Source organism: Prosthecobacter sp. GW821-HT29F12 (genome assembly GCF_058803405.1).
This window is the reverse complement of record NZ_CM179517.1, coordinates 5,328,362-5,348,778: the sequence shown is the minus strand read 5'-3', so window position 1 is coordinate 5,348,778 and position 20,417 is coordinate 5,328,362. Positions and strand designations below refer to the sequence as shown.

Below are 20,417 nucleotides of genomic sequence, written 5' to 3'. Positions count from 1 at the left end.
GGGAAGAGACGTTTTCCCAGCCCCAGATCCATGAGTTCAATGGGAGCGCTGCTTGCTGCTCCCGGTGTTCAGTTGAATCAGCAATCGTTTCACTTCGGTGATGTCTACTGGCTTGATCAGATGGTAGTCAAAACCGGCGTTGAGAGCCTGCTGCTTGTCCTCATCCTGCCCGTAACCAGTCACGGCGATGAGCAGCACATTGGCCCCTTGGTCTGAAGTGCGAATACGACGCGCAACTTCATACCCGTCCATGCCGGGCAGGCCGATGTCCATCACAATGGCATGAGGTGAATGGGTCGGCACCAGCGCCAGCGCCTGTGGGCCGTCATGCGCCATCTTGATCTGATGCCCCTCCCGGGCCAGAAGGCGGGCCAGGCCCTCGGCGGAATCCACGTTGTCGTCCACAACCAGCAGACGCAGCGCGCGGGCCTTGGCTGCATTCACCGCCACACCCGCCTGACGAGGGCGGGCCGGAGCCACTGCCGCAGGCAGTCGAATGATGAAAGTGCTGCCACGATTGGCTCCTTCACTGCGGGCTTCCACCCGGCCATCATGCAGCTCAGCGAGCTTTTGTACGATCGTCAAGCCAATGCCCAGCCCCCCCTCACTACGGGCGATCGAGCGCTCCCCTTGGGCAAAGAGCTTGAACATTTCCGGCAGGCGCTCCGGGGCGATTCCCATGCCGTTGTCCTTCACCTGGATCACGATCTCCATGCCCTCGCGCACCGCGGAGAGCTGCAGCAAGCCCCCCGCTGGAGTGTACTTGGCCGCGTTGGTGAGGAGATTCAGCATGATCTGCTCAAGCCGTGTGGGATCCGCCTCCAGCCACATGCCTCCGTGTTTGTACCGGCAGACCAGCTCATGGCCGCGCGCTTTGATCATCGGCCTCACCGATTCGCAGGCGCGGTCAAGAATGACCGCTGCATCGATGACCTCCTTGCGCAGCCGGATCTTGCCCGTGGTGATGCGGGAAACGTCCAGCAGATCGTCGATGAGATGCACCAGCTGGTGAATCTGGCGGTCAATCACATTCGCAGCCCATGTGTGGCATTCTTGGTCTGAAGAGCTCTTCAGCAGACTGACGGCATTCGCGACCGAGGCGATCGGGTTGCGCAGCTCATGGGCGAGCATCGCCAGAAACTCGTCCTTGCGGCGGTCGGCTTCGTGCAGGCTTCGCACCATGTCGTCGCGTTCCGTCATCACCGCACGGAGCTGATATTGCCGGGAGCGTGAGGCCAGCGCAAAGCGAAACGTGCTGACAAGGGTGGCGGGTCTGACCGGCCTTTCGATGATGGTCACATTTCCCACGGGGCCAATCGCCGTGAGAACCTGCGTACGCATCCTGTCCTCCCCTTTGCCAGTGATGAAAACCACCGGAAGGTCTGACCAGAACGGCTGTGTCTCCAAAATATTGGCCAGGCGCGCGGAGCCTCCGTTCGCCAGGGCTTCCTCCGCCAGCAGCAGCCCTCCACATCCCGCCTCGGTCAAGGTACAGAGCTCATCCATGCTCATGCATTCCTGGGCCCACAAGCCTGCCTTGGTGAGGAATTCGACGGTCAGTCGGGCGTCATTGCTGGTGGGAGCCAGGACCAGGATACGGAGATCATGCGGGGCAGTGCCATGCGGTGTCGCCGCTTCGGCCCGGATTGGCGCCGGAGCATCCATGTCAGCCATGGGTGTCCCGGCCTCCGGCATTGTTCAGAAAGGAGGGCACGCCGGTCAGAACACCCTGAAGCTCATGCAACGGCTCGCCTACCGCGACGCCCTCCTTGCCCACCCAGACCTCGCGGATCGTGCGTTCATGATCGCCGCTCCGCTTCTTGATGACAGACAATGCCTGCTTCACGACCCCATGGTCTTCATAAAACCGCATGAGCACCACGGTGTCTGACAGGTAGGTCAGATCCACCGCAGACTGCATCGCACCCACGAGGCCCTGCTGCGCCAGGACCATGATGGTGATCACGCCCTGCTGGTTGAGATAAGCCAGCAGCTCATGCAGTTGCAGCGTCAGATCCCGCTCGGCAGGCATGGTGTTCAGGTAGCCGTTGATGCTGTCCAGAACGATCATGCGCGCCTGGGCATGCTCCACCGAATGCCGGATACGGTGCGCCATTTCTCCGGGTGAAATTTCCGCCGGATCAATCTGCTCAATCACAACGAGGCCGTTTTCCACGTGCCCGTCCAGGCTCATCCCCAGCTGTCTCGCCCGGTGCATCAGGGTGCCGACGGTTTCATCGAAAATAAACAACAGGGTCTTTTCGCCTTTCTCCGCCGCTGCCAGGGCGAACATGACAGCGAGAGTGGACTTGCCCGTCCCGGGCGGGCCCATGAACATCGTGCTGGTCCCCCGGCCCAGCCCGCCACCCAGCAGAGAGTCGATTCCCGCGATGCCGCATGGAAAATTCTCGCGGTTGTATTCACGCCGATGGTGCCCGGCCACCAGGCGCGGGAAGACCTCCATGCCGCCCTTGCGAAGAATCAGGTCGTGATAGCCTTCCTGGAAATGCGAGCCGCGAATTTTGACCACGTTCAGCTGCCGCCGGGAGATGCCATATTCAGGAGTGCTGCGCTGCAGGGAGAGCACCCCATGCGCAATGCTCTCCACCTGCAGGTCGCCAGCGCCTCCGGTGCGGTCATCCAGCAACAGCACCGTGGAATCCCGCCCTGCGAAGAACTGCTTGAGGTGCAAAATTTGTCGTCGGTAGCGCAGCGGGGTCTCGGAGAGCATGCGCATCTCGGAGAGTGAATCAAACACCACCCGCGTCGGATTGACCCTCATGACCTCGGCGATCAGCGCGTCCGTCGTCTTGCTCAGCTCCATTTCGGACGGATGAAAAAACGTGCTCTCGTTCTCGCCTCGTATCTGCTCTTCGATGGCTGAAAGTTCATAGAGGTGCACCCCCGTCAGATCCCAGCCATGCGAGCGGGCAACCATGAAGATTTCCTCCTTCGTTTCCGAAAGGGTGATGTAGAGGCCCGTCTCTCCCGCAGCCACTCCCGCAATGAGGAACTGCATCGCCAGAGTGGTCTTGCCCACCCCCGGATCGCCTTGGACCAAGTATAAACGATTGCGTGGCAGGCCGCCGTGTAAGACTTCGTCGAGACCCGCCACCCCCATCGAACAGCGTTCCGTTTCAACAGCTTGCGAAGGCTGAGCGGTCATGGCTGACCCTTTCTAGCAAACTCAGGAGGGGGGACAAAGAGTGTCATGATGATCCGGCGCCATGGCGCCTTAAAGCGGTTCAAAAAGAGGCGCGAAATTGAATCAATTTCGCGCCTCACGGCGCGGTCAGCGCTCCTCTGTTCGAAACCGAAGATTGCTTCTTGAGCCACGAATTTATCGCAGAACCAATGAGATCTGGATGTATGCTGCGGGATTTTTCCAGTGGCTGCCTTAAGGCCTCGCTGCCCGCTCCAAGTCCATCACCTCACCCCAAAATCCCCGGCACCAGCTCCCCATGCACGTCCGTCAGCCGGAAGTCGCGGCCCTGATACCGGAAGGTCAGGCGTTCATGGTCGAGGCCGAGGAGATTTAAGACGGTGGCGTTGAGGTCGTGGGTGTGTACCGGGTTTTCGGCGATGTTGAAGCCGAAGTCGTCCGTCTTGCCATACACCGTCCCCGGCTTGGTGCCGCCGCCGGCCATCCACATCGTGTAGGCGTCCTTATGATGGTCGCGGCCGGGAGAGGTTTTGACGCCATCCCCATTCGCGCCCTGGCGCAGCGGAGTGCGGCCAAATTCGCCGCCCCAGATCACCAGAGTTTCATCCAGCAGCCCGCGTTGCTTGAGGTCGCGCACCAGCGCCGCCATGGGCTGGTCCACATCTTTGGCTTTGGCGGTGAGGGCGCGCTTGAGCCCGCCATGGTGGTCCCAGTCGGAATCAAACAGCTGCACCATCCGCACCCCGCGTTCGATCAGCCGGCGGGCCAGCAGGCAGTTGTTGGCAAAGGAGGCCTTGCCGGGCTGCGCACCGTACATGTCCAGCGTGGCCTGGTTCTCGCGCGTGATGTCCATGAGTTCCGGCACGCTGGTCTGCATGCGGTAGGCCATCTCGTACTGGCTGATGCGCGTGGCGATCTCAGGATCTCCCACGATGTCGAGCTGCTGCTCATTGAGCGACTTCACCGCATCCAGCACATGGCGGCGATCTTTCGGGCTCTGTCCCGGCGGATTGCCAAGGAAGAGCACGGGCTCGCCGCTGCCCCGAAACGGAATACCCTGATACACACTGGGCAGGAAGCCCGTGCTCCACAGCGTGGAGCCCGCTCCGCCGGGAGGCCCGGACTGGAGCACCACGTAGGCAGGCAGGTCGCGGTTCTCAGTGCCGAGACCGTAAGTGACCCATGCCCCCAGGCTGGGCCGCCCACCCTGGCCAAAGCCGGTGTGCAGAAACATCTGCGCCGGGGCGTGATTGATCTCATTCGTGTGCAGAGACTTCACCACGCAGATGTCATCCGCCACGGTGCCGAGATGCGGCAGCAGCTCGCTCAGCTCTAGGCCGCTCTGGCCATGCCGCTGAAATTGGAACTCCGTGCCCGCCAGCTTCATCTCCCCGCCGATGAAGGCAAAGCGCTTGCCCTTGGTCAGTTCCGCCGGGCAGGTCTGCCCGTCCATCTTCTGCAGCAGCGGCTTGTAGTCGTAGAGATCCAGCTGCGAGGGCGCGCCGATCATGTGCAGATAGATGATGTGCTTGGCCTTCGGCGCGAAGTGCGGCCTCGGACCCGCCAGCGCGGCAGCTGCGGGGAGATCCCGTGCCAGCATGGACCCCAGCGCCATCGAGCCAAGACCCAGCCCGGACTGCCGGAAAAACTGGCGGCGGGAGACGTCAAGGAAGGCAGGGGTGGTCATGCAGTTGGGATGAAACGTGCGGACCCAGGCTGAGATTGCGCCAAGTCGCCTGTTCCTGAGCCACAGGAGGCTGGAGTCCTTGTTGCACAGCACCAAGGCTCCTTTATGAATACCCATGGCACTGGGAACCAAAAATCGACTGCATGAGACGGGCGTGGCCTGCAAAACCTACCTGCGTGAGCAGCACAGCGACAAGCTGGACCTCGTCACCGAGTTCATCGCCGAGATCGAAGGCACCGGCTCCAAGCAGGATCTGACCGCCTGGAATCAGTTCAGCGATCTGCGCCGCAATCAGGCCGAGATGCTGCAGCGCGCGGAAGCTGCCTTTCAGACCTGGCTGGCCGGCGGCTGATCCGCTGCGGCCTCACGCTTCACCGTAAAGCACCGCACCATCCACGTCAGCGTCAGCGTGGTGGCTGCACCCGTCGCATCCGCGATCAGATCCCGCATGGTTTCGCGCACGCTATGCTGGATGTGAGAGCCAAACACCACATCGGAAAAAAGTTCCGCGAACTCCCAGAACAATCCCACCGTGCAGGCGAGCGCAAAGGTGAAGAGGTAGCGGGCGAACGGGGTGAGCCGGCCAAACCAATGCGCAAAACAGTCCAGCGCATGCCAGATGAAGAACGAGATGGCGACCCCGCCGCTGTAATGCATGACGAAATCAAGCTGCTGCCGCCAGGGCGTGCGCATGATCTTCTGATGAAAAATCAAGACCACCAGAGGTGCCCAGCCGGCGCGCAGGAGCAGGCGGAGCAGCGGCGTCATACCGGCTTCCAGTTCACCTTGGCCGTCTGCTCGCGGCCATTGCGGTCGTGGTACTTCACGTGGCCGTGCTCCATGCCGTACTCATGCACGCACTTGGTCACCTTCACGTCGTAGCAGCAGTATTCGGCGATCTTCGCCACCTCGCCCTGCTGCCACCATTTGAGAGCGTCGAGCCCGTCAGCGGTCTTGCCCATGCCCAGCGTGGCAGCGGCCACGGCGTCGAGCTTGATGCGGTGGCCGAGCACCTTTTCGAGGTCAATGAGCAGATCGAGGCTGTGCGGCAAATCGGCAGAATCAAAGAGCAGGTCGTGACCTTTGAGCACTTCGTAATCGAAGCCGATGTGATTGAAGCCGACAACGAGATCGGCGTTCTTGAGCTGGCGGATGAGATCCGGGGTCTCTTCCTGCGTGTAGATGCTGTACTCGTTCTGCTTGGTGCTGAACGTGCAGGCCACGGAGATGCCCATCATGTGCTTGTTGCCCCAGCCGCCGACATCGTTCGCGGTGCGGCGTGTTTCGAGGTCGAAATAAACAATGTCTCCAGCCATGAGATCGCGTGGGCCTGCGTCAGCTTAGCCGATGCGATAAACGATGCGCGCCTTGTCCATGTCGTAGGGGGACATTTCGATCTTCACCGCATCGCCGATGACGAGACGGATGAATTTCTTGCGCATCTTGCCGGAGATATGAGCCAGCACTTCGTGGCCGTTGCGCAGCTTCACACGGAACATGGTGCCCGCGAGCACGGCGGCGATGGTGCCTTCGAGTTCGATGGCTTCTTCCTTCTGCTTGCCAGCGTCCACAGGCTCCGGCGGACGTGGTGGTGGGGCGAAGCGGGGCGGACCGCTGGGGCGGCGTGGGCCGCCGCGTGAAGGACCGCGATTTGGGCCACTGCGTGATGGGCCGCGATTGGGGGGACGTGACATGCGTAAAAAAAGTAGGGTTTGAGGATGCTCCCACACGCGGGGATTACAAGGGTAATTTTGTGCCGTGACTGGCGGGGAAGCCCGCGCTGTCAAATTCGGACAGACAAAAATCTCGCCGCCATCCGTCCTGTCCGTGAAACTCCCCCCGCATGCCCGCCGCTCCGACACTGCCCGAACTCTACGATGCCCACGCGGCGGGCCTGTTCCACTATTTCACCAGTTTCACCGGCAACGAGGCGGACGCCAAGGACCTGCTGCAGGAGTTTTTCATCAAGCTGGCACGTCAGACCATCCCGCCGGCCATCGCCAATCTGCGCGCCTGGCTCCTGCGGCTGGCGCATCATCACGCCATCGACTGGCTGCGGCGGCACCGCGTGCGGCGGGACGCCGAGGAGGCCGCCCCGGTCGAGGTCTTTGCCACCCATGCCGACCCAGACCAGGCGGAGCTTGCCCAGCGCCTCACCCGCGCCCTGGCCCTGCTGCCGCTGGAGCAGCGCAGCGTGGCCCAGCTCAAGCTGTGGGACGGCCTCACCTTTGAGGAAATCGCGGAGGTGCAGGGCATCCCGCTGAACACCGCCGCCAGCCGCTACCGCTACGCCCTGGAGAAGCTGCGCAGCGAACTCCGCCCCCTTTACGATGAACTGAAACCGTCATGAATGCGAACCCCGACCCCTTTGAAAACGATCTGCGCGCCCTGCAGCGCCGCACGCTGCCACCGGAGTGGCGCGCCGAAATGCTTCACGCCGCCGCGCAGCCCCCACGGCTGGCACGCACCCCGCGCTGGCTGCTCGCCGGCTGGGGCCTGGCCTGGGCCGCCACGCTGGTGCTGTACTTCACCACCCCCGCCGAACCCTCCGCACCGCAGGCGGGAGCCATGAGCCACACCACCCCGCCCCTGCTGTGGCAGCAGCGCGCCGCCGTCATCGAAGCCCTCCTGGCCGCCAACTGATTCATTCCATCTTCTACCACTCCCTACCATGATCCGCCGCCTTCTTTCCAAGCGCTTCGTCCGCATCCTCCTCTGTTTCTTCATCACTCTCGTCACCCTCGTCGTCCTGCTTTATGTCTGGACGAACTGGAGCGGCCGCCGCCGCTGGGCCGCTACCAAGGCCATGCTCGAACGTGAGGGAGAATCACTCGACTTTCGCAAGCTATTGCCCGAGACGCCGCCGGCGGCGCAGAACCTGCTGGCCATCGAGGCGCTGGACGGCATCACCGAGACCGTGGATCACGATGAGGCCAAGGGAGCGCCGGGCGCGAAACGCAAAGCCCTGGCGGCGATGAAGCTAAACACCATGGCCCCGGCTTCCATCGGTGTGGAGAAGGGGCAGGCAACCGACATGCAATCATGGGCAACCTATCTGCGCGAGTCGAAGTTTCTCGATCTTCCCACGGAATCCGCTGCTCCCGGCAAGGAGGTGCTGGCGGCGCTGGATGCCAAATTTCCGGTGCTCAAGCAGCTTGCCGATCTGGCACCGCAGCGCAGCCAGGCCATCTTCACCCCGGGACTGCGGGAGAGGGAGCTGCCGGAGATGCTTTTCAGCCTGTCCTTTCGGCACTACGCAGGGGCGCAGAATCTGACACGACTGCTGTGTCTGCGTGCCCGTGCAGCCTTGGATGCCAGGCAGGGCGCGCAGGCCCTCCGCAGCCTGCTGGCAGCGGAGAAAATCGCTCATGCTTGTGAAGCTGAACCCCTGCTGATCGGCTTTTTGGTGGGACTCTCGATGGAGACTGCAGTGAACGAAGTAGTGTGGGTGGCTCTGCTCGAAAAAGTCTTTACCGACACGGAGTTGCAGGAGCTGCAAAGCATGATCAGCGCGCATGACATCGCCAAGGTCTGCCTGCAGGCATTTCGCGGAGAGCTGGCCTGCGCAGTGAGTTCCATAGATTATATGCAGGACGTCGCCGCAGGCAAAAAGCAGAGCGGTCCACGATTCATCGAGGTCTTTGGCAGCGAAGAGGGAAGTCCGTCTCTGCGCATGTTGAATGCGGTGCCCGGCGGCTTTTTTTACCACAGCATGAGCGTGCTCGCTGAGATCGAATGGCGGCATGTCATCTCCCCTTTGCGTCAGGGAGGTGTCACGGCAGCGGTCAAAGCGGCGGAAAAAGTGCGGACGGAATTCAAAGCCAGGGAGAATTTCTGGCTGCATCCAGATTACATCATGGCCAGCATGGCGGTGCCCGCAGTCACCCCTGTCAACGCGAGTGCCGCACTCGTCCAGGCACGCGAACGACAGGCTCTGACGGCCATCGCGCTGGAGCGCTTTTTTTTGAAGCATGCGAAGTATCCGGCCACATTGCAGGAGCTAGTTCCCGAGTTTGCCCCCGCCGTGCCGCTGGATCCGTGGGATGGCAAGAAAGTGCGTTACCGCACCACGGCCGCAGGCCGCTACACGCTCTGGTGCATGGGCTTGGATGGCAAAGACGACGGCGGACAAGTGAACAAGAATGGCGTTGCGATGAGGAGCGCCCTGTACCTAGGCGACTGGACCTGGCAGTATGAGCCGGTAGAAACCGGCTCAAAAAAGTAGCTGTGGAGCGCGGAATTTATTCCGCAGCACTCCGCAAACGCACACAGCTCCGCAGCATCCCTGCCGCTCTTTCTTTCTCTCAGCCGAAGTCTTCGTGTTTGCGCTGTTCTCCATGCAAGTTCCGCCCACTGAGCGCAGGCGACCCGCAACGAAATCAATTCCGCGCTCCGAAGGCGCTCAATACAAATCCAACCCCAGATCCAGCGCCCGCGATGAATGCGTCAGCGCACCCACAGAAATCGCATTCACACCCGTGGCCGCAACATCCTTGATCGTCTCAATCGTGATGCCGCCGCTGGCCTCCAGCCACAGCCTGCCGTTCACCAGTTTCACCGCCTCGCGCAGTTTCTCGGGGCCCATGTTGTCCAGCAGCAGCATGTCCACGCCTTCCAGCGTCAGGAAGCCGGCCACCTGATCCAGGGTGTCAGCTTCGAGCTGCACGCGCACCCCTGGGCGCTCCGTACGCAGTTTGTGAATGGCGGCCTGAAGAGCAGGCAGGTCGCTGTTGGCGGCCAGATGGTTGTCCTTGACCATGGCATGGTCATAGAGGCCCATGCGGTGGTTGGTGCCGCCACCGTCTTTCACAGCGGCTTTTTCAATCAAACGCCAGCCGGGGGTGGTTTTCCGCGTGTCCCACACCTGCACCGGGTGCGGCTTCACCGCTTCCACGTAGCGCTGCGTCTGGGCGGCCACACCGCAGAGACGCTGGAGAAAATTCAGTGCCGTGCGCTCGGCCGTGAGCAGGGAACGCGTGCTGCCGGCGGCCCTCATGAGGATGCTGCCCCGCACAAACGAGCTGCCATCAGGAATGCAAACCTCCAGCTCCAGCGTCGGATCGATTTCCTTGAAGACCGTCACTGCGATTTCAGCCCCGGAAACGATCCCGGGCTCCCGGGCAACGATCTCAGCCCGGGAGCGTGAATCGGCTGGCGTGAAGTAGAGGGAGGTGACGTCTCCCGTGCCGACATCTTCGGCAATGGCGGCGCGGATCAGGGCTAAAACAGAGGGTTCCATGGGTGCTCGGAGGATAGGCCGGAGCGGGCAGGTTTCCAGTACGGGGAAAAACAGGTTGCCAAATTCTAGGAACTCTCCATGTTCCCTGCCCCTCGCCCCCGGCCTGACTGATTCATGGCCTTGCGTAGCGTGGCCATAGGAGCGTGTCATGAGCAACATCATCGAAAAGATCAATCAAGAGCAGCTGAAAAAGGAAGTCACCACTTTCACCGTGGGTGACAGCGTCAAGGTCCACACCCGAGTCGTGGAAGGCGACAAAGAGCGTATCCAGATTTTCGCAGGCATCGTCATCGCCCGCAAAGGCCACGGCATCAACGAAGCCTTCACCGTCCGCAAAATTTCCTATGGCGAAGGCGTGGAGCGTGTTTTCCCGCTGCACAGCCCGAAGGTGGCCAAGGTCGAAGTGACCAAGAACGGAAAAGTTCGTCGCGCTCGCCTGCACTACCTCCGTCAGCGCCAGGGTAAGGAAGCCATGTCCGTGAAAGAACTCGCCCAGAGCGAAAACTAATTTCCGGCTGTCTAAGTTTTTGAAAAGGGAGGGCTGCAAAGCCCTCCCTTTTTTTGTGATTGAGCGCGTTTCAAGACGCATGGCCAGGAAGGCCTGGTTGGAAAAAACACGCGGGCAAGGAGCAGGCCGTCTCTCCCTCCTCACCGCTCATGAATCCCCTCGCAGATCTCCTCGATCACCTTCGCATTGAAGGCGGGGATGTCCGCAGGCTTGCGGCTGGTGACGATGCCATGGTCCACCACCACTTCCTCGTCCAGCCAGATGCCGCCGGCGTTTTTGACGTCAGTCTGAATCGCGGGCCAGGAGGTCAGGCGGCGGTTGTTCACCAGTCCGGCCTCAATGAGCAGCCAAGGGCCGTGGCAGATCGCGCCGATGGGTTTGCCAGCGCGGCCAAACTCACGCACCCATGCCACCGCTTCCGGAGTGGAGCGCAGCGCATCCGGATTCATGAGCCCGCCGGGCAGCACCAGAGCATCAAAATCCTGCTCATGCGCATGGCGCAGCGGGAGGTCCACGTCAAACAGGTCGCCCTTCTCCGCATGTCGCATGCCTTGGATTTGACCTTTCTTCGGAGAAACAATGCTCACCGTCGCACCAGCCTCCCGCAGGGCTTTCAGAGGCTCCTCCAGCTCCGACTGCTCGAAGCCGTCCGTGGCTAGAATGGCGATGTGTTTGTCCGTGAGGGGAGTGTCTGAGAGTATTTTCATGGTACTCTCAATTCGCACGCCACGCTGCACGGGTGGATCAGGACCTGCCCTCACTGTGCGGTGAGGGGCAACGCCTGTGGCTGAGCAAAATAATACAGCCCAGAACCCCGGTTGAAGCCGGCATCAAGACCGGTAGTGCTTCGCCAGCTTGTTTGAATGGGTCAAAACTCCGCTTTTCTTGAGAGACTCAACCAGTTCTTCATGGGTCATGCTTTTCACACGAGCCAGAGAGGCATCAAGCTGCTTTTGGGTGATAATACCACACTGGCTCGCGCTGCTGCTGGCACGCTGACTCTTCACGGATCCACGCCAGTCTTGCACCTTGGAAGTGATGTTCGTTTTAGAGCCCTTGGCCATGAGATAAATTGCGCGCAAGATCAATGGCTGTCAATGACGGCAGGATGGAAGAAGCCGACAAGGACGCTTGTATCCCTGACTGCGATCTGGATATGCGACTGCATATAAATCTGCGCCGTGGGATAGAGTGGTTCGCCTTCGATAAAGACTCCCCGAACTGTTTGAAAACGTATTCCCGTCTGTTCTTCAACGGACGAAATGGACCAGTTGAGAAAGGCGCAGTCAAGTCGATGGAGCTTGCGGTTTGGCTCGTTGACAGGCATCGCATGGCCGACTGCTTCAAGGGTCTTTTTGAACTTGGGGTAAAGGTCACGAAGCAGTTCGGTGAACCGGATATCCAGCAAGTCGAAGCAATGCCCAAGCTGGATCAAAGCACCGACCACCGCTGGACGGGTCACCTTTTTCCGTTGCTTCATGAACCGCGCCCACTCCATGGCCCTAGCGGGGCCATGTTCCCAGAAGTAAATGCCTTTGCCAAGCCAGTCGTAATCATTGGCGCTCTCTTTCAGCTTGCCACCACGAAGGGTCGCGTCAGCCACGACCTGATCACAGCCATGATAGGCGATGACCTGACGTTGGTAGGCGGCAAATGACATGCGAAGGAAAATGAGATGCGTCGATTGTCGGCGTCAATCGAAAGAACCCGGTCGGTTTTCTGGTCATTCTTTCGCCAGCAGCCCGCTGTCCGTCAGCCACTCCGTAAACCGCATCGGCCATCTCGCCGCCGCACTCGGCTTCGCATCCGGCTTGTACCCGAAGCCATGCCCGGCATTGGCAAAGATGTGCATCTCCGCTTTCACACCGGCGGCCTTGTATTTGAGGTAGAGCGTCGCCATGCCTTCGGAGATGTCCGGGCGGTCGCTGTAACCCGCGGCAATGAAAAGCGGAGGCATGCCCTTGGTGGCATTGAAGAGACCGGAGGTGCCGGGATAGATGAGGCCCTGGAAATCCGGACGGCTGCTCTGCTGTTCGATGGGATCGGAGGCGTCTTTCTGGCCCGGATCATTCGTCATGGCGGCAAAAGCAGCCAGCTCACCGCCGGCGGAGAAGCCGAGGATGCCGATCCGGTCCGGCTGGATGTGCCACTCGGCCGCATGGCTCCGCACCGTGCGGATGGCCCGGCGCGCGTCCGCCATGGCATGGTCCTGAATCGTGTAGGTGCTGCCGGGCTCCCGGGCCAGGCGGTACTTCAGCACAAAAGCGGCGATGCCGTGATCACGGAACCACTCTGCCAAGGCGTAGCCCTCATGCCCGAGGCAGAGTTTCGCGTGGCCACCGCCGGGGCAGATGATCACGGCCGTGCCGGTGGACTTGTCCGCAGCGGGAATGTACGGGGTGATCGTGGGCTTGTGCACGTTGCACACATTGCTGCCCTCGATCTTCTCCGGCTCGGCCGCCCGTGCTTCAGAGCCGGGGGCTCCATTCGGCCACAGCGGGAGGGCGGCGGGAGTGTCGGCGGCACAGAGGGAAAGAGGCAAAAACAGGCTGGCGAGGAGAGGTCGGATCATGGGTCGAATGTAACGCTGAGAAAACCGAAGTTTACTGGAAATCATCGCATGATTGACAAATCAAAGACTCCCGCTAGTTTCGCGCCCCCTTTTCGAGGGGAGGCCGTGATTTGTCCGGTCTGAGCTCCCACTTTCCCTTTCACCACCCCACACGCCCATGCCAAAGACATTCAGGACCTACCAGCCTTCCAAGCGCACGCGCAAGCAGCAGTTTGGTTTCCGCGCACGCACGAAGACCGCAAATGGTCGCGACATCCTGCGCCGCCGTCGTCGCGCCGGACGTAAACGCCTCCTGCCAAAGGGCGTGGAACTCCACTTCAAGCGTCACACCCAGCAGCACACCTAATTCTGCTGCGGCGCGCTCCTTATCATGCGCCTTCCCTCAAGCCTGCGGATGAAACTCGCGTGCGATTTCGCACGGGTCAAAACGCAGGGCAGCAGCCAGGCCGGAAAATTTCTGGTGCTGGGTGCTTTGCGTGTGGAAGCGCTGAAGGAGTTCCAGTTTGGCCTCATCACCGGGGGCAAGCTGGGCAACGCCGTCGTACGAAATCGCATCCGTCGTCTGCTGCGCGAGATCGTGCGTGCACACCGTGCGGAGATCGCTCCCGGCTGGCAGATGGTGATCATCGCCCGCTGGCGTGCCCCCAAAGCCACGCTCGCTGAACTGGAAAGTGACTGGCTGCGGCTGGCTCGGCGCATGAATCTGCTCACCCAGAAGCTTCCTGCCCCGCCCGCACCATGAAATGGCTCATCCGAATTTTCATCCGCGGCTACCAAGTGTTCATCTCCCCCGTCATTCACGCCATTGGCGGTCCCGGCTCCGGATGCCGCTACACCCCGACTTGCTCGCGGTATTTTCTCCAGGCTGTGGAAACCCACGGCGTGCTGCGTGGCTGCTGGCTGGGCCTCTGCCGCATCGGCCGCTGTCATCCCTGGGGTGGTCATGGGCATGATCCCGTGCCGGACAAGAAATGACCAAACCCGCATGACGAATTTTGCCAGACAATGTAGTCGCGCACACCGGGCTCACTCGCCATCTGTCCGTCTGCTTTCGCCCTTGCTCCCCAGCCGCGCCTCCGATCTGACCCAGGAGACCCGCATTTTCACCAAAACCTCTCTCACCCAAAGCTAAAAAATTTCATGGACCGCAAAAGTTGGATCATCGTGACGCTCTGCGTCATCCTCGCGGGGGTAAACCTGTACTACGTGCAGGAAAATCAGAAGCTCGCCCAGGCCGAGGCCGCGCGCATCAAGCAGGAGCAGGCCGCTAAAAAAGCCGCAGAAACACCCGCAGCGCCCGCAGCCGCGACCCCCGCCCCCGGCACCACACCCGTAGCGCCTGCAGCACCCGTGGCTGCCGCAGTGCCGGTGGAAACTCACTCCATCAAAGTGGGCACCGTCACGTTTGAACTCACCTCCAAAGGCGGCGGCATCGCCCGCGCCGCACTGGCCGGCACAGATCAGGTGACCCTGAACAAGAACGGCCTGGAAGCCATCGGCGCCCTGCGTCGCGAAGCCTCCGGCATGGATGCCCTGGCCTACAAGCTGACCGAAAAGAGCGACAAGAGCGCCACCTTCGAAGGCACCACCGCCGAAGGCATCGTGGTGACTAAAAAGTACACCCTGACCGAAGGCCCGGAAGGAGACGAGCATCTCATCGATCTCAAGATCACCCTCAAAAACACCGGCACTGCGCAGCATCGCTCTGAAGAATACTACCTCTACGCTGGCGCTGCGACCGCCCTGAAGCATGACGAAGGACGCTATGACGGCTTCTTCTGGAACAACGCCGGAGACACAGATCACGAGTTGTCGAAATACTTTGGCAAGGGCGTCTTCAGCGCTGCGCCGACGGAGTACCGCCAATCCTTCAATGCCCTGCGCTACGCAGGCGTGATGAGCCGCTTCTACACCCATATCGTCACCCGCATGGCGGAGAAGGATGCACCCGCCAAGCTCTGGGCTGGCCGCCGCAAACTCGCGCAGCCGATTGATGCAGCCAGCGTGGGCAAGGCGGAGATCGAAGACTTCACCTACGATGCCGCCATGAGCCTGCCGGTGGTGGATCTCGCCCCGGGTGCCTCGGTCACGGAAAATTACCAGATCTACCTCGGCCCGAAGGAATACGACCGCCTCAGCCGCATCGGCCACCAGCGCAGCTACGCGATGTTTTACGGCTACTTCAAGATCGTCAGCATCGCCCTCTCCAAAGTCATGCGCTGGATGCACAACATCAGCGGCAGCTGGGGTCTGGCAGTCATCCTTCTGACGATTTTCGTCCGTCTCTGCCTCTGGCCCATCCATGCGAAGTCCACCATGACCATGAAGCGCATGGGCCTCCTCGGTCCGCTCATGAAAGAGCTGCAGGAGAAGTACAAGGACAATCCGCAGCAGCAGCAGTTGGAGACCATGAAGCTCTACAAGGACTACGGCGTGAATCCGCTGGGCGGCTGCCTCCCCTTGTTCCTGCAGTTCCCCATCTTCATCGGCCTCTACAGCGTGCTGGAAGTGGCCGCGGAGCTTCGCGGCCAGTCCTTCTGGTGGGTGCGGGATCTCGCTGCCGCAGATACCCAGGGCCAGTTGCTGGGTTTCAACATCAACCCTCTGCCCATCATCATGGGCCTCACCATGGTGGCCCAGATGAAGCTCACCCCGCAGCCTGCCACCGTGGACAAGACCCAGCAGCGCATCTTCATGCTGATGCCCCTGTTCTTCCTCTGGATCAGCTATGACTTCGCCGCCGCCCTCGCCTTGTACTGGTCCACGCAAAACATCTTCAGCGTCTTCCAGACCCGCATCATGAAGCTTTACATGCCCGAGCCCAAGCTTGAGAAAGTAGCGCTTAAGCCCGCATCCAAAGCCGCACCGGCACAGAATCCCTTCTTCAACTCGGGAGCACCCTCAAAAGATAACAAGAAAAAAGGCCCGAAACCGCCACGTCTGGGAGGCTAGGAGGACGCGCTTTCCTGCGATCGGGGCAGGGAGAATGCTGGCAGAATGACCAATGAGTAAATCCTAATGACGAAATAAAGGCATGAAGAAACTCAAAAAGCAGTGTGAACCCGCGCGCCTAAAACTCCGCCAGCCGGCAGATACGGCCCCAGAAACTGCAAACTTGGTGATTCGGGCTTTGTCATTCTTTAGACATTCGGATTTACTCATTCGTCATTTTTGACCGGTGCCGTTAAATCATCGTTTCCTTAGCTGATCCAATGACACCCCTCGAACACTCACGCCATATTCTTGACACGATGCTCGGCTATCTGGGCTTCGTGGTCCAGATCGAGGAGGACAACGGCCCTGACGGCCCCACGCTGCAGGTCCTCACGGATGATTCGGACGCCCTCATCGGCCGCCGCGGAGAGACTCTCGAAGACATCCAGTACCTGGTAAACCGCGTCCTGCAGCGCCACATCAAGGACGCCCCGCGCGTCCGCGTGGACGTGGAATTCTACCGCTCCATGCGCGAGGACAAGATGGTCGCCCGTGCCAAGGAGCTCGGCGATCGCGTGCGCGCCACCGGCCAGAACGCGGACCTCCCGCCAATGAACAGCTACTACCGCCGCCTCATTCACAACGTCTTTGTCAACGACCCCGAAGTCATGAGCGTCAGCCAGGACGGCAATGCCCGCTTCAAGCGCATCGTGCTCCAACGCCGTTCCAGCTAGGCCATTTCCCCTTCGCACGGAGGAAAATGAGCTTCGTTCTTTACTCGCGGTGTGGTTTTGAGTTATTTCTCGTAACCCGCGCAAATTGCCGCGCGCCTGCAAACCCTGCCCTTCTCTTATCCAACCCTGCATCCCCATGAAATTGAGCCGCTACCAGTCTGTCGTCTTTGCCCTTGCCAGCAGCGCCGGATTTTTGCACGCCGACGTTGTGACCCTCAAAGACGGCAAAAAGTTGGAAGGCAATATTCTCTCCGAGACCCCCACCTCCATCCGGATGCGGTATCACCTGACTCCGAAGATCATGGATGAAAAGGAAATCCCGCGCACCGACATCGCGGAAGGGGGCATCCTCAAGCAAAAACCGGAAGAAGTCGAGATTCTCGAAATTCGCAAGGCCGTTCCCACCCCTGACCTCATGTCGGCGGAAAAGTACGAGCAGCTCATTCAGGACCGCCTGCGTCCCTTCGTAAACCGCTACCCCGGCACGAAGGAAGCTGCGGAAGTGGAGGAAATGATCAAAGTGGCGCAGGAAGAAAAAGAAAAGGTCGTGGCCGGCGGCGTGAAGCTCGAAGGCAAGTGGCTCACCCGTGAAGAGGCCAAGGCGGAAAGCCTCAACATCAAGGCCTTCTCCATCCGTTCCGCGATGCTCGAGAAAATCCAGGCCAAGGACTTCACCGGCGCGCTCAAGGAATTCGACAAACTCAACGACCCCGCCAGCGGCAACACCGCCTCCGTCTATTATCCCAAGGCCGTTGCGGAGATCCTCGAAGTGTTGACCAAGTACGACAAGCAGATCTCGCAGATGATTCAGGACCAGCCCGCCTTGCAGAGGATCCGTGAGGAGGGCATCAAAAAGCTCATCGAGCCCGACCTGACACGGATGAAGGACGCTATCAAGAAGGAGAGGGACGCCTGGGTCGCCACCTACGAACAGGAGCGCAAGACCAGCAAATGGTACACCCCTTACAAGTATGATCTGGAGAGCTTGAAGACCCTCGGCAAGTCCATCTCCGAAGCCAAGGATGCTCTGAGCAGTCTCGACCTTGCCGTCATCACCAAGACCAACGAAGCCATCCAACGCATGATCCGTGCCGATGCCAAGGCTGGCAAGGACAAGGCCGAACTCACCAAGATGGGTGAAGCCATCATGGAAGGCGAAGCCGCCGCAGCCAACGCCGACGCCAAAAGCAAAGAATTCTACCGCAGCGTCTTCACCAACTACCGTGCACGCCATGCCTATTTTTCCCAGCAGGTGAACACCCCGCAGGGTCAGACGCAGCCTGCAGCCGCTGGCGCCGCCGGCGGCTCCTCAGCCATCGCTGGCACAGCTGAACCTGGCATGGATGACAAAGTGGCCGCCGCCCTCGCCGCCGCCGCTGCTGGTGGCACGCCCGCCCCTGCTGCTGCACCAGGTGCCGCCCCGGCGCCAGGAGCCATGCCTGCAGGCCAGCCCAACGGTTACCCAGCCCAGCCGGGTGCCGTTCCCCCTGTCGGCCAGCCTCCACAGCCTGGTTATCCTCAGCAACCACAGCAGCCCGGCTACGGCCAGCCACAGCAGCCCCAGCAGCCAGGATATGCGCAGCAGCCTCAGCAGCCCGGCTACGCCCAGCCTCAGGCAGCAGCACCTGCTCCTGCCCCAGAAGAAGGCATGAGCATGATGAACATGATCCTCATCGGCATTGGAGTGGTCGCACTGGTCTTGCTTCTCACCCTCCTCGGCGGCAAGAAGAAGAAAAAGTAACCGCAGGCCCTATGGGCTGGATTCATGCCGCTCCGGGTTCTCAGAACCCAGAGCGGCATTTTCTTTTTCCCTGTGCTCCATGGGGGGCTCAGACCGAGCTGCGGCCACAACCATCGCACGGTAGAGTCGCCTTTGAATTTCCCCAATTGGTCCCGAATATCGCGCTTGGCGACACTCCGTTTGGAAGTCGAAGAGAGATTCGATTCTGTCTCAGAGGTGATGGAGAAAATTTTCTCTACAGCGTTTTAATTAATTACGTGTCCGCTGAAATCAGGGCCGCCAAAAGCGGTTCTCCCTCTCCCCGCCCCCGGCATACGACGACACTGAACCCTTTTCTTCGGGGAACCGGAGCGCAGCGGAGATAGACGAAGTCAAAGGGCTGGGGTGAGGGGATTGGCTTTGAGTCCGTACGAGGGCAGGAGTCAAAAGGGCTATAAAATAATTCAAAACGCTCCAGGCCAATGCAGTCCATAGCGGAGCCGTCGCCCTTCACGCTACTCCTTCGCCTTCTTCTTCCGCTTCTCTTTCTTGCCAGCCTTGCGGCTCTCTTCGCCGTTCCAACGCAGGTCTTCCCAGCGGGGTGGCTGCATGGTGGCGTTCCATTGGTCGAAGAGCTTTTGCAGCGCCTTCGCTTTCTCCGGCTCCTTGTCGCTGAGGTCGGTTTGCTCACCCGGATCGGTGGCCAGGTTCACCAGCATGGGCTGCATGTCTTTGCTGGCCTTCACAAGTTTCCAGTCTCCCTGACGCACGGCCTGCTGCACGCCGAAGCGGAAGTAAAGCTCACGCGCAGTCAGCTTGTCGGCCTTGCCTTCCAGCAAAGGCAGCAGGTTCACGCCATCGAGCGGAATGGAACTCGTCGCACCCGCCGCAGCAAGAGCCGTGGGCAAAACATCGAGCTGGATCACCGGCTCATCGCTGACACGGCCCGCAGGAATGTGCCCCTTCCAGGCGGCCATCCATGACACACGGATGCCGCCTTCCCACACGAACCACTTGTGCCCGCGCAGCCCGCCCATCTCAGCGTTTTGATAGGCACCGCCGTTGTCGCTGATGAGAAAAATGAGCGTGTTCTCCTCCTGCTTCATCTCGCGCAGCTTCGTCATCACCGTGCCGATGGCTTCGTCCGCCTCCGCCGCGAGCGCGGCATACACAGCATCGTGCTTCGGCAGGTGCTTGAATTTCTCCAGCCACTTCTCCGAAGCCACGTGTGGACTGTGCACGGCATTGAAGGACAGCATGAGAAGCCAGGGCTTGCCCTGGTTCGCCTCCATGAAATTCACCGACTCCCGCGCATAGACGGGTGAAGTGACCGGCGCACCCGCCAGGTCTTCCACCAGCTCTTTGCCGCGATAAAACGAAGGACCTTTGCCTTCGCCAAGATTGCCCACAGTACCCATGGCAAAGTCAAACCCGCGTGCCGCTGGCAGGAACTCCGGGCTCGTGTCTCCGAGGTGCCATTTGCCAACGATGCCAGTGGTGTAGCCTGCGGTTTTAAGGTGCTGCGCCAGCGTGGTCTCGCTCAGCAGCAGCTCGCGGCCTGCTTTGGTGGGATTGGCATCATGGCCGGTGCGGGCCTGGTAGCGGCCCGTCATCAAACCCACACGGCCCGGCGAACACACGCAGCCCGAAGAATAACCGTTGGTGAAACGCACGCCGCCAGCGGCCAGGGCATCCATGTTCGGCGTGGGAGCCATTTTCCCACCATAGGCCCCAGGCTGCGCCCAGCCCATGTCATCCATGTAAAAAATGAGGATGTTGGGCTTGGTCGTATCCGCAGCATGCACAGATGTGAACAGCGCGGTGGCAAAGCAGAGCAGGAGTGCGGAGAGCTTCATGGGC

Annotated in this window: 22 protein-coding genes and 1 pseudogene; 11 read left to right on the top strand and 12 right to left on the bottom strand. The window is 60.6% G+C overall.

Translation table 11 applies throughout. The features are described from left to right. Positions 1–36: 36 nt before the first annotated feature. The 3 genes from AC3RLQ_RS22075 to AC3RLQ_RS22065 form a co-directional block, all read right to left on the bottom strand. A complete protein-coding gene (locus AC3RLQ_RS22075) occupies positions 37–1,674 on the bottom strand; it encodes a hybrid sensor histidine kinase/response regulator (protein ID WP_493030811.1) in 1,638 nt (545 codons plus the stop codon). Further along, positions 1,667–3,166 carry an ATPase domain-containing protein gene (locus tag AC3RLQ_RS22070; protein ID WP_493030810.1) on the bottom strand — a complete coding sequence of 500 codons (1,500 nt, stop codon included), beginning with the start codon at positions 3,164–3,166 and terminating at the stop codon, positions 1,667–1,669. Before AC3RLQ_RS22070 ends, AC3RLQ_RS22075 begins: the two co-directional genes overlap by 8 nt. A gap of 265 nt (positions 3,167–3,431) precedes the next feature. Beyond that, positions 3,432–4,850 (bottom strand): DUF1501 domain-containing protein, encoded by a 1,419-nt coding sequence (locus AC3RLQ_RS22065; protein ID WP_493030809.1) that lies wholly within the window; start codon positions 4,848–4,850, stop codon positions 3,432–3,434. Positions 4,851–4,965: 115 nt separating this feature from the next. Here AC3RLQ_RS22065 and AC3RLQ_RS22060 point away from each other — a divergent pair, with 115 nt between their 5' ends. Beyond that, positions 4,966–5,202 carry a hypothetical protein gene (locus tag AC3RLQ_RS22060; protein ID WP_422323403.1) on the top strand — a complete coding sequence of 79 codons (237 nt, stop codon included), beginning with the start codon at positions 4,966–4,968 and terminating at the stop codon, positions 5,200–5,202. Here the strand turns inward: AC3RLQ_RS22060 and AC3RLQ_RS22055 are convergent. The 3 genes from AC3RLQ_RS22055 to infA are packed head-to-tail and all read right to left on the bottom strand — an operon-like array spanning position 5,178 to position 6,544. After that, the gene (locus AC3RLQ_RS22055; RefSeq protein WP_493030808.1) at positions 5,178–5,618 is read right to left on the bottom strand and encodes a DUF2238 domain-containing protein; all 441 of its coding nucleotides are present in this window, start codon (positions 5,616–5,618) and stop codon (positions 5,178–5,180) included. The genes AC3RLQ_RS22060 and AC3RLQ_RS22055 overlap by 25 nt on opposite strands. After that, entirely contained in the window at positions 5,615–6,166 is a 552-nt protein-coding gene (locus tag AC3RLQ_RS22050; RefSeq protein WP_422323407.1) for a ribonuclease H-like domain-containing protein, read from the bottom strand. Before AC3RLQ_RS22050 ends, AC3RLQ_RS22055 begins: the two co-directional genes overlap by 4 nt. A gap of 24 nt (positions 6,167–6,190) precedes the next feature. Next, on the bottom strand, positions 6,191–6,544 hold the full coding sequence (gene infA, locus AC3RLQ_RS22045) for a translation initiation factor IF-1 (protein ID WP_493030807.1): 354 nt from the start codon (positions 6,542–6,544) through the stop codon (positions 6,191–6,193). 149 nt (positions 6,545–6,693) lie between these two features. On the opposite strand from infA, the gene AC3RLQ_RS22040 reads away from it, so the two are divergent. From AC3RLQ_RS22040 to AC3RLQ_RS22030, 3 genes are read left to right on the top strand one after another with little or no spacing between them, the layout of a single operon-like run. After that, a complete protein-coding gene (locus tag AC3RLQ_RS22040; RefSeq protein ID WP_493030806.1) occupies positions 6,694–7,200 on the top strand; it encodes an RNA polymerase sigma factor in 507 nt (168 codons plus the stop codon). Further along, complete coding sequence (locus AC3RLQ_RS22035) at positions 7,197–7,493, top strand: hypothetical protein (protein WP_493030805.1); 297 nt, start codon at positions 7,197–7,199, stop codon at positions 7,491–7,493. Before AC3RLQ_RS22040 ends, AC3RLQ_RS22035 begins: the two co-directional genes overlap by 4 nt. Before the next feature lie 28 nt (positions 7,494–7,521). Continuing rightward, positions 7,522–9,075, top strand: a complete 1,554-nt coding sequence (locus AC3RLQ_RS22030) for a hypothetical protein (protein ID WP_493030804.1) — start codon at positions 7,522–7,524, stop codon at positions 9,073–9,075. A gap of 177 nt (positions 9,076–9,252) precedes the next feature. Here AC3RLQ_RS22030 and nadC read toward each other — a convergent pair whose 3' ends face one another. Beyond that, a complete protein-coding gene (nadC, locus tag AC3RLQ_RS22025) occupies positions 9,253–10,089 on the bottom strand; it encodes a carboxylating nicotinate-nucleotide diphosphorylase (protein ID WP_493030802.1) in 837 nt (278 codons plus the stop codon). A gap of 148 nt (positions 10,090–10,237) precedes the next feature. Here nadC and rplS point away from each other — a divergent pair, with 148 nt between their 5' ends. Next, positions 10,238–10,597, top strand: a complete 360-nt coding sequence (gene rplS / locus AC3RLQ_RS22020; RefSeq protein ID WP_422321684.1) for a 50S ribosomal protein L19 — start codon at positions 10,238–10,240, stop codon at positions 10,595–10,597. Positions 10,598–10,737: 140 nt separating this feature from the next. On the opposite strand, the gene AC3RLQ_RS22015 is transcribed toward rplS, so the two are convergent. The 4 genes from AC3RLQ_RS22015 to AC3RLQ_RS22000 all read right to left on the bottom strand — a co-directional run bounded on the left by AC3RLQ_RS22015 (position 10,738) and on the right by AC3RLQ_RS22000 (position 13,169). Further along, positions 10,738–11,304: a type 1 glutamine amidotransferase domain-containing protein gene (locus AC3RLQ_RS22015; RefSeq protein WP_493030801.1), complete on the bottom strand. Its 567-nt coding sequence runs from the start codon at positions 11,302–11,304 to the stop codon at positions 10,738–10,740. Positions 11,305–11,427: 123 nt separating this feature from the next. Continuing rightward, positions 11,428–11,661, bottom strand: coding sequence for a hypothetical protein (locus AC3RLQ_RS22010; RefSeq protein WP_493030800.1), 234 nt, complete (start codon positions 11,659–11,661; stop codon positions 11,428–11,430). 20 nt (positions 11,662–11,681) lie between these two features. Then, a complete protein-coding gene (locus AC3RLQ_RS22005; protein ID WP_493030799.1) occupies positions 11,682–12,257 on the bottom strand; it encodes a hypothetical protein in 576 nt (191 codons plus the stop codon). Positions 12,258–12,320: 63 nt separating this feature from the next. Further along, positions 12,321–13,169, bottom strand: a complete 849-nt coding sequence (locus AC3RLQ_RS22000) for an alpha/beta hydrolase (protein WP_493030798.1) — start codon at positions 13,167–13,169, stop codon at positions 12,321–12,323. A 157-nt stretch (positions 13,170–13,326) separates the two neighbouring features. On the opposite strand from AC3RLQ_RS22000, the pseudogene rpmH reads away from it, so the two are divergent. The 6 genes and pseudogenes from rpmH to AC3RLQ_RS21970 form a co-directional block, all read left to right on the top strand. Then, positions 13,327–13,461 (top strand): annotated as a pseudogene (rpmH, locus tag AC3RLQ_RS21995) (50S ribosomal protein L34); the annotation flags it as partial. Positions 13,462–13,539: 78 nt separating this feature from the next. Further along, the gene (gene rnpA, locus AC3RLQ_RS21990; protein WP_422316765.1) at positions 13,540–13,911 is read left to right on the top strand and encodes a ribonuclease P protein component; all 372 of its coding nucleotides are present in this window, start codon (positions 13,540–13,542) and stop codon (positions 13,909–13,911) included. Further along, entirely contained in the window at positions 13,908–14,144 is a 237-nt protein-coding gene (gene yidD, locus AC3RLQ_RS21985; protein WP_397381316.1) for a membrane protein insertion efficiency factor YidD, read from the top strand. The genes rnpA and yidD overlap by 4 nt, the downstream gene beginning before the upstream one ends. A gap of 165 nt (positions 14,145–14,309) precedes the next feature. Next, on the top strand, positions 14,310–16,121 hold the full coding sequence (gene yidC, locus AC3RLQ_RS21980; RefSeq protein ID WP_493030797.1) for a membrane protein insertase YidC: 1,812 nt from the start codon (positions 14,310–14,312) through the stop codon (positions 16,119–16,121). A 260-nt stretch (positions 16,122–16,381) separates the two neighbouring features. Beyond that, on the top strand, positions 16,382–16,837 hold the full coding sequence (locus AC3RLQ_RS21975; RefSeq protein WP_493030796.1) for a Jag family protein: 456 nt from the start codon (positions 16,382–16,384) through the stop codon (positions 16,835–16,837). Positions 16,838–16,973: 136 nt separating this feature from the next. Continuing rightward, positions 16,974–18,578 (top strand): PTPDL family protein, encoded by a 1,605-nt coding sequence (locus tag AC3RLQ_RS21970; protein ID WP_493030795.1) that lies wholly within the window; start codon positions 16,974–16,976, stop codon positions 18,576–18,578. A 494-nt stretch (positions 18,579–19,072) separates the two neighbouring features. Here the strand turns inward: AC3RLQ_RS21970 and AC3RLQ_RS21965 are convergent, their stop codons facing one another. Continuing rightward, positions 19,073–20,413, bottom strand: a complete 1,341-nt coding sequence (locus AC3RLQ_RS21965; protein WP_493030794.1) for a sulfatase family protein — start codon at positions 20,411–20,413, stop codon at positions 19,073–19,075. Between the last annotated feature and the right edge of the window lie 4 nt (positions 20,414–20,417).

Coding starts and splice junctions, on each gene's coding strand:
- AC3RLQ_RS21975 (WP_493030796.1), top strand. CDS start 16,382: ATGACACCCCTCGAACACTCACGCCATATTCTTGACACGATGCTCGGC.
- AC3RLQ_RS22015 (WP_493030801.1), bottom strand. CDS start 11,304: ATGAAAATACTCTCAGACACTCCCCTCACGGACAAACACATCGCCATT.
- AC3RLQ_RS22070 (WP_493030810.1), bottom strand. CDS start 3,166: ATGACCGCTCAGCCTTCGCAAGCTGTTGAAACGGAACGCTGTTCGATG.
- infA (WP_493030807.1), bottom strand. CDS start 6,544: ATGTCACGTCCCCCCAATCGCGGCCCATCACGCAGTGGCCCAAATCGC.
- AC3RLQ_RS22000 (WP_493030798.1), bottom strand. CDS start 13,169: ATGATCCGACCTCTCCTCGCCAGCCTGTTTTTGCCTCTTTCCCTCTGT.
- AC3RLQ_RS22050 (WP_422323407.1), bottom strand. CDS start 6,166: ATGGCTGGAGACATTGTTTATTTCGACCTCGAAACACGCCGCACCGCG.
- AC3RLQ_RS21965 (WP_493030794.1), bottom strand. CDS start 20,413: ATGAAGCTCTCCGCACTCCTGCTCTGCTTTGCCACCGCGCTGTTCACA.
- rnpA (WP_422316765.1), top strand. CDS start 13,540: ATGCGCCTTCCCTCAAGCCTGCGGATGAAACTCGCGTGCGATTTCGCA.
- AC3RLQ_RS22010 (WP_493030800.1), bottom strand. CDS start 11,661: ATGGCCAAGGGCTCTAAAACGAACATCACTTCCAAGGTGCAAGACTGG.
- AC3RLQ_RS21970 (WP_493030795.1), top strand. CDS start 16,974: ATGAAATTGAGCCGCTACCAGTCTGTCGTCTTTGCCCTTGCCAGCAGC.
- AC3RLQ_RS22005 (WP_493030799.1), bottom strand. CDS start 12,257: ATGTCATTTGCCGCCTACCAACGTCAGGTCATCGCCTATCATGGCTGT.
- AC3RLQ_RS22075 (WP_493030811.1), bottom strand. CDS start 1,674: ATGGCTGACATGGATGCTCCGGCGCCAATCCGGGCCGAAGCGGCGACA.
- AC3RLQ_RS22060 (WP_422323403.1), top strand. CDS start 4,966: ATGGCACTGGGAACCAAAAATCGACTGCATGAGACGGGCGTGGCCTGC.
- AC3RLQ_RS22065 (WP_493030809.1), bottom strand. CDS start 4,850: ATGACCACCCCTGCCTTCCTTGACGTCTCCCGCCGCCAGTTTTTCCGG.
- AC3RLQ_RS22055 (WP_493030808.1), bottom strand. CDS start 5,618: ATGACGCCGCTGCTCCGCCTGCTCCTGCGCGCCGGCTGGGCACCTCTG.
- AC3RLQ_RS22040 (WP_493030806.1), top strand. CDS start 6,694: ATGCCCGCCGCTCCGACACTGCCCGAACTCTACGATGCCCACGCGGCG.
- yidD (WP_397381316.1), top strand. CDS start 13,908: ATGAAATGGCTCATCCGAATTTTCATCCGCGGCTACCAAGTGTTCATC.
- rplS (WP_422321684.1), top strand. CDS start 10,238: ATGAGCAACATCATCGAAAAGATCAATCAAGAGCAGCTGAAAAAGGAA.
- AC3RLQ_RS22035 (WP_493030805.1), top strand. CDS start 7,197: ATGAATGCGAACCCCGACCCCTTTGAAAACGATCTGCGCGCCCTGCAG.
- AC3RLQ_RS22030 (WP_493030804.1), top strand. CDS start 7,522: ATGATCCGCCGCCTTCTTTCCAAGCGCTTCGTCCGCATCCTCCTCTGT.
- yidC (WP_493030797.1), top strand. CDS start 14,310: ATGGACCGCAAAAGTTGGATCATCGTGACGCTCTGCGTCATCCTCGCG.
- nadC (WP_493030802.1), bottom strand. CDS start 10,089: ATGGAACCCTCTGTTTTAGCCCTGATCCGCGCCGCCATTGCCGAAGAT.